At 44.3% G+C, this 13,689-nt stretch carries 11 protein-coding genes and 1 riboswitch; of the genes, 6 read left to right on the top strand and 5 right to left on the bottom strand.

What is annotated here, in order from left to right; translation table 11 throughout:
- Nucleotides 1–135: 135 nt before the first annotated feature.
- Nucleotides 136–942 carry a 4-hydroxy-tetrahydrodipicolinate reductase gene (gene dapB, locus RTS10_RS08890; RefSeq protein ID WP_179286570.1) on the top strand — a complete coding sequence of 269 codons (807 nt, stop codon included), beginning with the start codon at nt 136–138 and terminating at the stop codon, nt 940–942.
- Between the two features lie 76 nt (nt 943–1,018).
- On the opposite strand, the gene RTS10_RS08885 is transcribed toward dapB, so the two are convergent.
- From RTS10_RS08885 to thiC, 3 genes are all read right to left on the bottom strand, one after another.
- Nucleotides 1,019–1,630 carry a hypothetical protein gene (locus RTS10_RS08885; RefSeq protein ID WP_095356265.1) on the bottom strand — a complete coding sequence of 204 codons (612 nt, stop codon included), beginning with the start codon at nt 1,628–1,630 and terminating at the stop codon, nt 1,019–1,021.
- A complete protein-coding gene (locus RTS10_RS08880; protein ID WP_036590294.1) occupies nt 1,627–3,021 on the bottom strand; it encodes an AAA family ATPase in 1,395 nt (464 codons plus the stop codon). The genes RTS10_RS08885 and RTS10_RS08880 overlap by 4 nt, the downstream gene beginning before the upstream one ends.
- A gap of 76 nt (nt 3,022–3,097) precedes the next feature.
- Nucleotides 3,098–5,116: a phosphomethylpyrimidine synthase ThiC gene (gene thiC, locus RTS10_RS08875; protein WP_312116042.1), complete on the bottom strand. Its 2,019-nt coding sequence runs from the start codon at nt 5,114–5,116 to the stop codon at nt 3,098–3,100.
- Nucleotides 5,117–5,238: 122 nt separating this feature from the next.
- Nucleotides 5,239–5,341: riboswitch (TPP riboswitch) on the bottom strand.
- 230 nt (nt 5,342–5,571) lie between these two features.
- On the opposite strand from thiC, the gene RTS10_RS08870 reads away from it, so the two are divergent.
- Nucleotides 5,572–6,843 (top strand): TolC family protein, encoded by a 1,272-nt coding sequence (locus tag RTS10_RS08870; RefSeq protein ID WP_312540029.1) that lies wholly within the window; start codon nt 5,572–5,574, stop codon nt 6,841–6,843.
- Nucleotides 6,844–6,924: 81 nt separating this feature from the next.
- On the opposite strand, the gene pstS is transcribed toward RTS10_RS08870, so the two are convergent.
- Nucleotides 6,925–7,929 (bottom strand): phosphate ABC transporter substrate-binding protein PstS, encoded by a 1,005-nt coding sequence (pstS, locus tag RTS10_RS08865; RefSeq protein WP_312540028.1) that lies wholly within the window; start codon nt 7,927–7,929, stop codon nt 6,925–6,927.
- Between the two features lie 346 nt (nt 7,930–8,275).
- Between pstS and phoU the strand changes: the two genes are divergently transcribed.
- From phoU to RTS10_RS08850, 3 genes are all read left to right on the top strand, one after another.
- Nucleotides 8,276–9,046, top strand: coding sequence for a phosphate signaling complex protein PhoU (gene phoU, locus RTS10_RS08860; RefSeq protein ID WP_076775614.1), 771 nt, complete (start codon nt 8,276–8,278; stop codon nt 9,044–9,046).
- A gap of 140 nt (nt 9,047–9,186) precedes the next feature.
- Nucleotides 9,187–9,921, top strand: a complete 735-nt coding sequence (locus RTS10_RS08855; RefSeq protein ID WP_062333128.1) for a phosphoglycolate phosphatase — start codon at nt 9,187–9,189, stop codon at nt 9,919–9,921.
- The gene (locus tag RTS10_RS08850) at nt 9,908–10,468 is read left to right on the top strand and encodes a DUF4385 domain-containing protein (RefSeq protein WP_050325310.1); all 561 of its coding nucleotides are present in this window, start codon (nt 9,908–9,910) and stop codon (nt 10,466–10,468) included. Before RTS10_RS08855 ends, RTS10_RS08850 begins: the two co-directional genes overlap by 14 nt.
- A 39-nt stretch (nt 10,469–10,507) precedes the next feature.
- Here the strand turns inward: RTS10_RS08850 and RTS10_RS08845 are convergent, their stop codons facing one another.
- On the bottom strand, nt 10,508–12,001 hold the full coding sequence (locus RTS10_RS08845; protein WP_312540026.1) for a YifB family Mg chelatase-like AAA ATPase: 1,494 nt from the start codon (nt 11,999–12,001) through the stop codon (nt 10,508–10,510).
- Between the two features lie 208 nt (nt 12,002–12,209).
- Here RTS10_RS08845 and hemN point away from each other — a divergent pair, with 208 nt between their 5' ends.
- Nucleotides 12,210–13,688, top strand: a complete 1,479-nt coding sequence (gene hemN, locus RTS10_RS08840) for an oxygen-independent coproporphyrinogen III oxidase (RefSeq protein ID WP_065253919.1) — start codon at nt 12,210–12,212, stop codon at nt 13,686–13,688.
- Nucleotide 13,689: the final 1 nt, after the last annotated feature.

The following is a 13,689-nucleotide window of genomic DNA, read 5'->3' as shown; positions in this document are numbered from 1 at the left end:
CAATATTGAGCTAAGCTAGGATTCAGCGAGACAAGCTGTTATGATTTGAACTTAGAAAGTTATACTAGAAAATCAGGCTAGAAAATCAGATTAGCAAGTTACACTAGGTAATTGGGCGAGATAAAGGATAAGCAAATGGTAAAAATCGGGGTCATAGGCGCAGGTGGGCGCATGGGACGTATGCTGATTCAAGCAGTGGCACAAAATCCACAAACTACCCTTGCAGGGGCGATAGAGCGTCAAGGCTCAAGCTTGTTGGGCGTGGATGCGGGCGAGCTAGTTAATCTCGACAAAACTAATGTCGCTTTGGTCGATGACTTGGCAGGGGTCATTCATGATATTGATGTACTCATAGATTTTAGCTTGCCTGAGTCGACTGCCAAAAACTTACAGCTTTGTGCTGATCAAGGCGTCAATATGGTCATTGGGACAACAGGCCTAAATGATGAGCAAAACGCCATCTTAAAACAGGCAAGTGAAAAAATCGCCATCGTGTATGCAGGCAACTACTCAACTGGGGTGAATTTAACCCTTAAACTGCTTGAAATGGCTGCCAAAGCATTTGGCGACAGCGCCGATGTCGAAGTCATCGAAGCCCATCATAAACACAAAATTGATGCGCCATCGGGCACCGCTTATATGATGGCTGAAGCGGTTGCCAAAGGACGCGGTCAAAACCTAAAAGACGTGGCGATTTATGGCCGCGAAGGTCAAACTGGGGCGCGCAAAGCAGGCGAGATTGGTATCCATGCCATTCGTGGTGGCGAGATTGTCGGCGACCATACCGTGATGTTTATCGCCGATGGCGAGATAGTTGAAATCACCCATAAAGCCCGTGAGCGCATGACCTTTGCCGCAGGGGCGGTGCGTGCTGCGGTGTGGGTCAATGAGCAGCAAACAGGACAGTTTGATATGCAAGATGTGCTTGGGTTAAAGGAGTAATTTATTATCCTTAAGGATAATTGATATTTTCAAGTTATGAATTAAATTTAAGGATAATAAATGAAACTTATTATCCTTAGTTAATTTTAATTAGAAGAGATTTGTCTAAATTTTTAGTATTAACAACTTTTATTTGGTGTCTCACCATACCTTTTAGTTTTCTGCTAATTATTTCTAATTCGTAAGGATCTTGGCTGTTTTTCAATACTATCAAAAAAGAGTAACTTAAATCATTGCTAAAATTAATTTTTCTACAATATCTTTCGATAATCGCTATGGAACCAAACCACTTATTCTTAAATTCGGATATTACTTCACTCCATATTTTTGTATGAACAAAATCTTTTGCTTTGTCCTTATTTTTTAATATCATTTGAACATAGGTTAAATCTTCATTATCGAAGTCTTTAGTAGCTTTCATACAATCTTTATAGTCGGATGATAAATCACTTAATTCTATAATTTGCGCATTATTATTTATTTCATCTAATAAAAAATAATCAGCTTGCTTAAAATCGCTAGGAGAGAATCCAACTAAAGAGCATAGACCTTCATTTACTGTAATATTAGACCCAATCTTTTTCCCACTATCAATTTTATATGCTTGATATATTGATGATTCAGGTTGTACTTCATTCTTACCTAAAGCATGGCAAATTGGCTCTTTAACGATTTCAAGGTCAATCACAACGCATAACCTCTAAATAATAAGTCTTCATATGGTTCTAATAATTTCATACGAGCTTGTTCAATGCTGCTCAAATCAGACTCTTCCATGTTCAATAAAGACCCATTATCTTGGAAATATGATATTGATAAAAAATTATTTTCTAATTTTCTTTCCTTGGTAATGATATCAAATGCTTTTAACATATCAGCACTGTGAGTTGTAGTAATAACATATACACCATTTTCTGCAAGGCTAATTAAAACATCTGCTAAGATTACTTGCCATTCAGGATGCAAATTAGACTCAGGTTCATCTATAAATACAAATGAACCCTTAGTGATGATACCTTTTTCAAGCAAGGCATGAATCATGCCTAAATTAGTCATACCAAAAGAAATTAAATTTTTTGTGATTGTTCTTGATGAATTATTATCAATAAAGCTAACTTTCCCATCATTAAATTTGAATTTACCTTTCAAAGTATCTTCAAGCTTTTTAATTAAATCTGGAAAATGCTTTTCAGTTGGTTCAGTATATTCATTATTCAGAAGAGTATCGAGTTCATAAAAATACTCAGGAACACCACTTAGGACTCTATTACTAAAAGGATAAGTAATTCTTTGCCCTCTTTTTCTATCAATTAATGCCTCTCTCACACGCCAATAAGCTGGAGACTCAAAGAAAACAACTTGACTTAATGAAAATACATCTTTCATTAATTTACTTTTGAAATTCAGTTCTAATTCAGTTTTATCATCAAAAAGTGTATAAGTTAAAAAATTGCTGATTTGAACTTTTGCAAAAGATTTATCAAAGGAAATTAATTCCGAGGAATTTGAAATTTGGAAGTTTAAGTTCAAGTCTTTATCAATACTCTCTTTGATAAAATCAGTGTAGGCATTCTCACTTCCCAAAATCATTTCATTAATACGTTCAGCTCTGAATTTCAAAGTATCTAAAATCTTTGAAACTGTTTCTGAAGATTTTCGTGCTGACTCATTTAATCTTTTTTCGATAATACTAATTTTATTCTGAAAATCTTTGATTTTTTTACTAAGTTCTTTTGATGAGCTAAAAAAACCCTCCAATTCAAAGTCAGATAATTCAAAAATATTATCTTGAAGGGAATTTGATATAATTCTCAAATCATTAATTTCATTAGTGTCCCTTTTACCTTTGTAAGGAATTTCACTTTCTAAAAAATCTAGAAGGCTATCTAACATTCTTAAATCTTTTAGTACAGTTGGTTTAAAAAGATTTTGATTGAGAATATTAATAATAGAATACAGTGTTTTAGTAAAAAAGCTTTTACCACTTGCATTACTACCAGTGATAATGGTGAGAGGCTTTACAAAGATTGTAGAATCACTAATCTTGCCTAAGTTCTGTACCTTAACCTCGAAGTCCATATTAAACCTTAATAATTTTTTTGTAAATTTTATGCGATAATATCAGCTTGACATTATCGCATAAAAGTATTAAGACTTAAACTTCTTTATACAACTGCTTGCCTTCTTCAATAAATTTTTGCTTCATCTGCTCCATACCTAGGCGGACTTCATCGGCAGACGCTTCACCGACTTGCCCGACCAATTCAGTATCCACCTGCTTGATAGCGTGGCTGGCATCCGATAACTCGCCTGTATCAGGGGTAATGTCTTGCCCAAGCTGTGGTTTATTAAACTCAAGCCCTGCTGCATAATCCCGCACGTTTTGGGTGATTTTCATCGAGCAGAATTTTGGACCGCACATCGAGCAAAAATGCGCTGATTTATGCGCTTCTTTTGGCAAGGTTTCATCATGGAATTCACGTGCCGTGTCTGGGTCTAGGCTGAGATTAAACTGGTCATCCCAGCGAAACTCAAAACGCGCTTTTGACAAGGCGTTATCCCGCGCTTGGGCACCTGGATGTCCTTTTGCCAAATCTGCCGCGTGCGCTGCGATTTTGTAAGTGATGATACCGTCTTTGACATCCTTTTTGTTCGGCAGACCTAAATGCTCTTTTGGCGTCACATAACACAGCATGGCCGTACCATACCAACCAATCATCGCCGCACCAATGGCAGATGTGATATGGTCATAGCCTGGCGCGATATCCGTCGTCAAAGGTCCAAGGGTGTAAAAAGGCGCTTCCTTACAGACTTCAAGCTGTAAGTCCATGTTTTCTTTGATACGGTTCATGGCAACGTGCCCTGGACCTTCAATCATGACCTGTACATCATGTTGCCATGCCACTTGGGTCAGCTCGCCCAAGGTTTTGAGCTCACCAAACTGCGCATCATCGTTGGCGTCTTGTAGGCAACCGGGGCGTAAACCATCACCCAGACTAAAAGCCACATCGTAGGCTTTCATAATCTCGCAAATTTCTTCAAAGTGGGTATAAAGAAAATTCTCTTTGTGATGGGCAAGACACCACTGCGCCATAATCGAGCCGCCGCGGCTAACGATGCCTGTCAAACGATTGGCGGTCACCGGTACGTAGCGCAGCAGTACGCCCGCGTGAATGGTAAAATAATCGACGCCTTGCTCGGCTTGCTCAATCAAGGTGTCTTTAAAGATGTCCCATGTCAAATCTTCGGCAACGCCATCCACTTTTTCTAGGGCTTGATAAATCGGTACGGTACCGATAGGCACCGGAGAGTTACGGATAATCCATTCACGGGTTTCATGGATATGCTTACCGGTTGATAAGTCCATGATGGTGTCCGCGCCCCAACGGGTAGCCCAGGTCATTTTGGCAACCTCTTCGTCAATGCTAGAGCCCAGGGCTGAATTACCGATATTGGCATTGATTTTGACCAAAAAATTGCGCCCAATAATCATCGGTTCTGATTCGGGGTGATTGATGTTATTGGGAATAATCGCCCGTCCCGCAGCGACTTCGGCACGCACAAATTCTGGGGTGATGAGTTTGGGGGTGTTGGCGCCAAAGTTGTTACCAGCGTGCTGACGCATATCAGTTAGGTCATGCTGCTTTTGGGTTTCACGGATGGCGATGTATTCCATCTCTGGGGTGATGATGCCTTGTTTGGCGTAGTGCATTTGGGTGACGTTTTTGCCATTGATTGCCCGTCTTGGCTTGTCGATATGCCCAAAGCGCAGGTTAGCCGTGGCGATGTCATTGGCACGCTCATTGCCGTATTGGCTTGACAGTTTGGCAAGCTGCTCGGTGTCGCCACGCGCTTCTATCCAAGCTTGACGCAGTTTTGGTAAGCCTTTGGTCAGGTCAATTTCGACGTTGGGGTCAGTATATACTCCTGAGGTGTCATACACATAAAACGGTGGGTTTTTTTCGCCTTCTGCCTTGCCAAAACCGCCCACCGGGGTATCGGTCAAGGTGATTTCCCGCATCGGTACTTGGATGTCAGGGCGTGAGCCTTGGATGTAGACTTTGCGAGATGCCGGTAACGCGCGCGTCAAATCACGCGCTTCTTCTTCAAAGCGGTCGTCGGTAGGGTCACGGTGGGCAGGGGTTTTGTGAGTAACGTTGGTAAGTTGGTTCATAGCGAGTCCATGTTATGTTATGAAGTGATGGTTTGCTGGACTCGGGCGAAGATAGGTGAGTGTGACTGTTTCTAAAAAACTGATTCTAGAAAAAACTGATTCTAGAAAAATACTGGTCTAACTAACCTAATAGACGACTTCCCTACGACGGTATTAACCGTGTCAGGTTCGACGGGTATGTCTCAGCCGCTGGTATGTCATCCAACTGCACCCCGAGTCAATACTGCCATATTAACAAAAACTCACAGGTTTACCTAATAGATTTTTAACCATTTTGTACCGATGATTTACTCAACTAAATTACTGATTTTTTTGACAACTATCGGTATGATAGAGGCTCCTTGGTTGTTGAAAATGTTGTAATTATTGATATGGAATGCATCTGTTTGTGGAATCGTAAAGCGCCTGGCACCCGATGGCGGTTAGGGGCGATGGCAGTATCATTGATAGGGTCGATGTCCCTCAGCCCAGCCGCGATGGCAAAGGATTTGTGGGAATTGTATAGCGCAGCCCAGCGCACCAATGGCAATTGGGCAGGGCAGCAATATGACTATCTGGCAACGCAAAAAAATGTGCAGCTAGCGTTTGGCGATATGCTGCCGCAAGTGGGGCTGCAAGGCAGTGTCAAACATAACCAGTTTTATCCCAAAGACGATAACATCCCGGACACGGGCAATACTGCAAGCCAAGTCGGTATCGGACTGCGCCAAGCCTTGTTTCGTGCTGATAAATGGGCAAACTATGAAAAAGCCGTGCTCGCCAGTCAAGCCAATGACATCCAGCTATTACAGCAGCACCAACAACTAATCGAGCAAATCAGCAAAGCCTATCTCAATGTATTGCGCGCTGAAGCGATGACAGATAGCCTTAATGCCGAGTTCACCGCACTCAAAGCACAAAATGACATGATGCAAGCGAGACTCGCACAAGGGGTAGCGGCGCGGGTAGATACCGAAGAAAGCCGTGCAAGGCTTGAAAGCGTCAGCGCCTCTATCGCCAACAATGACGTGGCAATCGTAAATGCCAAACAGCAGTTATCACTGCTCACCGGTCAACCAATCAATCAGCTAGACAGTATCAAGTTACCGCCTGATTTGAATCTTGTGGCAAGTCAAAGTATCGACAACTGGATGCAGCAGTCACAAAATAATAATCTCGATATTCAGCTAGCACAAACCCAAGTGGCGATTGCTAACAAACAAGTCGATTATCTCAAAGCCAATACCTATCCCCGTGTCGATTTGGTAGGCAATGTGGGGTGGCAAGACTATACCCATAATAATGTTAGCGCTATTGATGGCACCAATTATAGCTTTGGGGTGGAAGTGGATTTCCCGTTTTATACCGGTGGGCGTACACGCGCAGGCGTTGAGCAAGGCAATCTACAAGCGCAAGCGGCAAAAAGTCGCCTCGCCTATGCGTACCAAGCTGCGATGACTCAAACTAGCCAAGCCTATCTAAATTTGATCGCACAGCGTGCCACGATTAAAGCCCAGCAAGTTGCCGTGGAGGCTAATCGCCGCGTCGCCCAAGCGTCAAAAACAGGCTATGATTTGGGGGTGCGCTCGATGGTAGATACACTACTGGCAGAACGCCAATATCACGCTGCCAAACGCGATTTGATTAATGCGTATTTTGATTATTTAAATGCCTACATTGACCTACAAAAAGCTGCGGGCAATCTGACCGATGAGACGGTCAAAGTGTTAGATAATCAGCTGATTTGATGCTCTTTTTTGGCAAAATTTTAAGCTAAAAAACCCCGCCAATCGGCAGGGTTGGTTAATCTAGTAAGCTGACGCAAATGACTATTTAACTTTCGTCCATTCTTTACGAACCGCAGCTTTGGTGTCGGCAGGTAGCGGAACGTAGTCGAGTGCGGTTGCTTGTGCATTGCCGTTAGTAAATGCCCAGTCAAAGAATTTAAGCGCTTCTTTGGCTTTTGCACCACCCGTACGGGGTACGAGGATGAACGTCGCTGCAGAGATTGGCCAAGCGTTGGCTGCTGGCATGTTAGTAATCGTCACCGCAAAACCAGGGTATTGTGCCCAGTTAATGTTTGATGCTGCGGCAAACGTTGAATCGTCTGGTAGTACAAATTTACCCGCGCGGTTTTGTAATTGGGTATACGCTAAGCGGTTTTGTTTTGCATACGCATATTCAACATAACCGATGGAGTTTGCAACACGTTGTACGTTGCTTGATACGCCTTCGTTACCTTTACCACCCACGCTTGCTGCAGCATTAGGCCATTTAACGGTTTTGTCCGCGCCTACTTTTGATTTCCAATCGCTTGATACTTGGCTTAGGTAGTTGGTAAATACGAAAGTGGTACCTGAACCGTCTGAGCGATTAACAGTTGTAATCTTAGCGGCAGGTAGGGCAACACCTGGGTTTAATGCTTGGATACGTGCATCGTTCCAAGTAGTGATTTTGCCCATATAGATGTCAGCAAGGACGGTGCCCGATAGTTTTAATTGACCGGGTTTGACGCCAGCGATGTTTACCACAGGTACGATACCACCAATGACTGCGGGGAATTGGATTAAGCCGCTGGCATTTAGCTCTGCTGGGCTCATTGGCGCATCAGTGGCACCAAAATCAACCGTTTTTGCTTGGATTTGTTTGATACCGCCTGAAGAGCCGATACCTTGGTAGTTTACTTGATTACCCGTTGCTTTTTGGTAGTCGCTTGCCCATTTTGAGTAAACAGGTTGTGGGAAGGTTGCACCAGCGCCTGTGATGTTGACAGCATTGGCTTGTACACCTACAGCGGCGAATGCCACACTGATGATTAAATGTGATAGTTTCATAATAATTCCTTGATGGACAAATGAGATGATTGTCAGGGAAGATGGTAACTTAGCTTGGGAGTCGCCAACCAATATGTCGCGTTTTAAATCACCCAAAGCTGAAAAATTGTTGCCATGTTAATGTAACAAAATGTCAAATCTATTACGGTTATGTTAAAGTTTGATGACATTGAAATGTTTGTTAGGTTTTTTGCTCGGTTTATATGATGCAATATCAGCGAATAGGCGCGCTATTTTTCATCATTTTGTCGTAATTTTTAGTTATAGTTAGCTTTTCTTTAACGTCTTTTTTAATCACAATTTTGCACAGTCCATGAGTCACAATCCATGAGTTAGGAAGGGAAATATGAATTTAATTGGTGAGCATTTATCAAAAAGTTATGACCAAGATTTACAAAACTTGGTCAATTTATTTTTAAAAATGGGTGGCATGGCAGAAGCCAATCTCACCAAAGCAATTGAATCTTTGGTAAAAAGTGATGTGGCGCTTGCCGAAGATGTCATTGATGGTGACAAAGAAATCAACTTTACTGAGCAGCAGCTTGATGATTCGGTGGTCAAAGTATTGGCACGTCGTCAACCTGCTGCTACCGACTTACGCCTAATCATGGCAGTGAGCAAATGCAGTGCTGACATTGAGCGTATTGGTGATGAAGCCAAAAAAATCGCCAAGATGGCGCGCCGTGCCACCCGTGAAGGTCAATCACCGATTGGGTATCATGAAGCGCATCAAATGGGTAATTTTGTGCAGATGATGCTAAAAAATGCGCTAGAAGCCTTTGCCAAGTTTGATGCAACAGGTGCTTACCAAGTGATAGAGCAGGATAGTGAAATTGATGCAATGTACAAATCTGCGTCACGCGCGATGATGACATACATCATGGAAGATGGTCGCTATGTAGCAAAAGTCATTGATATTTTATGGGTGCTACGTTCGATAGAGCGTATTGGTGCGCATGCGCGTAATATCTCTGAGCAATTGATTTTTTGTATTACCGGTGAAGATGTGCGTTATCAAAAACTGGGCGCCAAAAAGGACAGCGCGCTGAATCCCGAAGCTAGCAATGAAATCGCTGATGCCTCACTAGATTATCAACCGAGTAATGGCGAAAACTAACGTTTTTTAGTCAAACCTGCTCTTAGGCGGAATTGGTTGTCAGGGTTAGGTTATTTTAATGGACGGTTGCATGGTATTTTTAAGTGATTCTGCTACACTGTAGCCTATTAATTTTTGGTGAAAAAACGATAGGAAACACCATGTCTAGCGAATCACTTAATAGCCCAATCCCCCCATCCACTGGGGAAAATATCACCCAAAAATCGTTACTTATTTTTGACTTGGACGGTACGTTGATTGATAGCGTGCCAGATTTGGCTGACGCCGTCAATGCGATGTTAACCGCGCTTGGCAAAGCCAACTTTAGCGAAGATGTCATCCGCAACTGGGTGGGCAATGGCGGCAAAGTATTGGTGCAACGTGCCTTATCAGGCTCACAAACCATTGACCCCAATCTCACGGAAGATGATACCAATCAGGCGCTTGCTCTATTCTTTGACTACTACCATCAAAACACCTGTGTCAGAACCCAGCCCTATGCAGGGGTGGGCGAAGGGTTGCGTCAGCTTAAAGAGCAAGGCTATACCCTCGCTATTGCCACCAATAAACCCATTGATTTTGTTCCTGCGATTGTCGAAAAATTGGGTTGGCAAGCCCTTTTTGCCTATATTTTGGGTGGCGATAGTTTGCCTGCCAAAAAACCTGACCCGATGCCGCTACTGCACGTCTGTGACAAACTGGGCTTTAGCATCGCTCAAAGCTATATGATTGGTGATTCCAAAAACGATATTTTGGCAGGGCAAAACGCGGGCATGGATACGCTTGGGTTGTCGTATGGCTATAATTATGGGCAGGATATTCGCGATTATCATCCGACCCAAACCTTTGATGACTTTGCCACGCTGACCGAGTTTTTGAGTCATGCACGAGTTTAACTATCATCTGAGCTTTGACACGCTGAATTTTCGCGAGCATCCAGCGTTGTATCGGGTGGGGCGCGGTGAGCAAGGGGTATTATTGGTAGAGCCGTATAAATCCGAGATTTTACCGCATTGGCGATTTGCTACGCCAGAACTTGCGCGTGAGAGCAGTGATACCATCTATGCGATGTTTTTGGACTACCTTGCCCAAGGGGATTTTGTCGGTGCTGATATGGCGCGTAAATTTATCCAAATGGGTTATACGCGCTCGCGTCGTTATGCCAATCACAAAGGGGGCAAAAAATACGACGGCGCTGTCCCTGACGCTAAAAAAGGACAAAGTGGCGCGCATGGGCGTGAGCAATTGCCGCAGCAATCACAGCAGCTTGAATCCGCACAAATCAAAGCCCAATCTGCACAAATTTTTAAGCAAAAATGGGATGAATGCCGAGCCAATGCGGATTATAAAGCGCTAAAAAAACAGTTTGAAGCCAAATACGTCAACGACACCCAATACGATAACCTGCCGCCCACATTTTTTCGCGAGCATCCGTTTTTATAGGCTTGCTATATCTTGCTCTATGATGAGTTAGCACGAAACTTAGGCATTCGTTAATTGACTACGATAACTTAATGCCTCTGTCAGATGCGGTGTCTGAATATTGTCACTGCCTGCCAAATCCGCAATCGTGCGGGCGACGCGAAGGACGCGATGATAGCCACGCGCGGACAGATTCAGCCGACTTTGAGCCATTGCCAAAATACGACTTTCTGCATCGCCAAGCGGCGCAAATTGGTCAAGTTCACTGGGGGATAGTTCATTATTGGCTTTGCCCTGTCTGGCTTGCTGGCGCTGATAGGCTTGTATCACCCGCTCACGCACTGCCGCAGAAGACTCACCCCTCTGTGCTGACTGCAAATCACTGGCAGGCAGGGCAGGCACGGTAATATGCAAATCGATACGGTCAAGCAAAGGTCCTGATAGCTTTTCTTGATAGCGTTTGATTTGCTCAGGTCGGCACTGGCAGCGACCTGATTTATCCCCATAGTAGCCACAGGGGCAGGGATTCATCGCTGCTACCAGCTGAAAATTGGCGGGAAAGCGTACTTGAGAGTTGGCACGGCTGATGACAATTTCTTTGTTCTCGATGGGCTGTCTGAGTACCTCAAGCACCTTGCGATCAAACTCTGGAATCTCATCCAAAAATAACACTCCCCGATTGGCGAGCGTGATTTCACCGGGTTTGGGCGATGAGCCGCCGCCCACTAGCGCCACCGCTGAGGTGGTATGATGGACTTGGCGAAAAGGGCGTGTGCCGTAGTCATAATCACTGTTGGCAATCGAGTAAATACTGGCAACTTCAAGCGCTTCATGGTCGTTGAGCGGTGGCAAAATGGTGGGTAGGCGAGATGCCATCAAAGTTTTGCCTGTCCCAGGTGAGCCACAAAATAGTAGCGAATGTCCGCCTGCTGCCGCAATCTCTAGCGCACGTCTGGCTTGGTGTTGTCCTTTGACATCGGCTAAATCTAGCTGATAATTGGCTGATTGGTAGGATGCCTTATGCTCGGCTTGGCTGAGTTGTTGCTCGTTCATCAAGTGTTGGCACACAGCTTTGAGGGTATCGGCTTGCAACACCTTCACGCCATCGACTTTGACCGCTTCATCGGCATTGTCTTTGGGAACAATCAAGGTGCGCTGGTCTGCTTTGAGCGCGCGTGATACTGCCAACGCCCCAGCAATGGCTCGTAAATCGCCATTGAGCGCCAATTCGCCAATAAACTCGTACTGCGCAAGCACGGTTTCATCAATTTGACCACTCGCTGCCAAGATACCTATGGCAATCGGCAAATCAAGCCGTGCGCCATCTTTGGGTAAATCGGCGGGCGCAAGGTTGATAGTTAATCTGCGATTGGGAAATTGAAAACCCGAGTTGATAATGGCAGAGCGCACCCTATCTTTACTCTCCCGTACCGCGGCTTCAGGCAAGCCGACCATGGTGACTGCGGGCAATCCTTGCGATAAATGTACTTCAACCATCACGCTTGGCGCGTTTAAACCCACCACCGAGCGTGTATATACTTGAGCAAACGACATTTTTAATATCCTTTTCCAACCAATTGGCGGCTACCTTGACACAAGACAGGCCGTTTTTTTATGGCAGCAACTAGACAATTTTTGATAAAAAACGGCTAAATCATAGCATAATTCATCTGCTTTCTCATCATCGGCTATCTAGGATGACTATGTTATAATCACAACCAATATTCCGAGAATTTTACGCTACACGCTATACGAGACTATTATGACAGACCAAACTCGCCCTTTATCTGACAGCGAACTGCCCACCTTTGATCGTCCTGTCGAAATCATCGAAAATCCGTATGCCAATGCCAATCGTAGCTACACGACCCAAACCCATTTGTTTAATGAAGCTATCATCAATAAATACAACCGCTCAGGTCCCCGTTATACCTCGTACCCAACCGCGCTAGAATTTACCCCGATTACTGACGGCATGGAAGCCCGCGTTTTGGCAGAAAAAGACCCACGGGTGCCAGTGTCTTTGTATTTTCATATCCCGTTTTGCCGCCACCTCTGCTATTACTGCGGCTGCAATAAAATCATCACCAAGAAAAACAGTGATTCAGGCGACTATTTAGCGTATCTTTTTGCCGAAATTCGGCATAAACGCAGCTTGATGCAAGGGGACCCTATCGTCGAACAAGTACATTTTGGCGGCGGCACACCGACCTTTTTGACCGATGATGAGCTGGTCAAATTGTGGAACTTTTTGCAAACCCAATTTACTTTTAGCGATAAACCTACCGCTGATTATTCGATTGAAATTGACCCGCGAGAATTGCGCCCGACCACGCTTGAGATATTGCGTGGACTTGGGTTTAATCGGGTGAGTTTTGGTGTGCAGGATTTGCAAGAAAAAGTGCAAATTGCCGTCAATCGCGTGCAGTCAGAAGAAATGATTCGAGGCGTGATGACGGAAGCTCGCCGCCTTGGGTTTCATTCTATCAATATTGACTTGATTTATGGGTTGCCGCACCAAACGGTGGATAGCATGCGCAATACGGTTGAGCGCATCATCGCTATCTCGCCAGACCGTCTGTCTGTTTTTAACTATGCGCATTTGCCAGAGCGATTTAAAGGTCAGCGTCAAATCAATGAAGCCGATTTGCCAAGCCCTGCCGACAAATTGACCATGCTCGGTAATACCATCCACGCACTGACTGACGCAGGCTATCAATATATCGGCATTGACCACTTTGCCAAGCCTGATGATGAGCTGGCGATTGCGCAACGTGAGGGCAAATTGCACCGCAATTTTCAAGGGTATACCACGCATGGCAATTGTGATTTATTGGGTTTTGGGGTGTCGTCGATTAGCCAAATCGGTCTGCATATTTTGCAAAATCCAACGGATTTAAGCGATTATCAAAATCTCATCAATGCGGGAAAATTGCCTGCGGTGAAGGTGATTTCTGCGCGCTTGCCTGACTTGCTGCGCCGTTATGTGATTATGAATCTGCTATGCCATGATTATATTGATTTTAAAGATGTGAATGCGCGCTTTAGTATTGACCCGATGACCTATTTTATTGATGAAATCCGCCAACTGGGGGAGATGCAAGCGGATAAACTCGTTGATATGGATGCCAAAGGGATTCGCGTGTTGCCAAAAGGGCGTCTTCTGGGGCGAAATGTGGCGATGGTGTTTGATACTTATTTGGCGAGTAAAGAAGGCAATCGTTTTAGTAAGGTGATTTAAA

It is taken from the genome of Moraxella sp. CTOTU47616 (assembly GCF_032017465.1).
Taxonomy (GTDB): domain Bacteria; phylum Pseudomonadota; class Gammaproteobacteria; order Pseudomonadales; family Moraxellaceae; genus Faucicola; species Faucicola tetraodonis.
The sequence above is the reverse complement of the archived record's forward strand: the minus strand, read 5'-3'. Positions and strand labels throughout refer to the sequence as shown.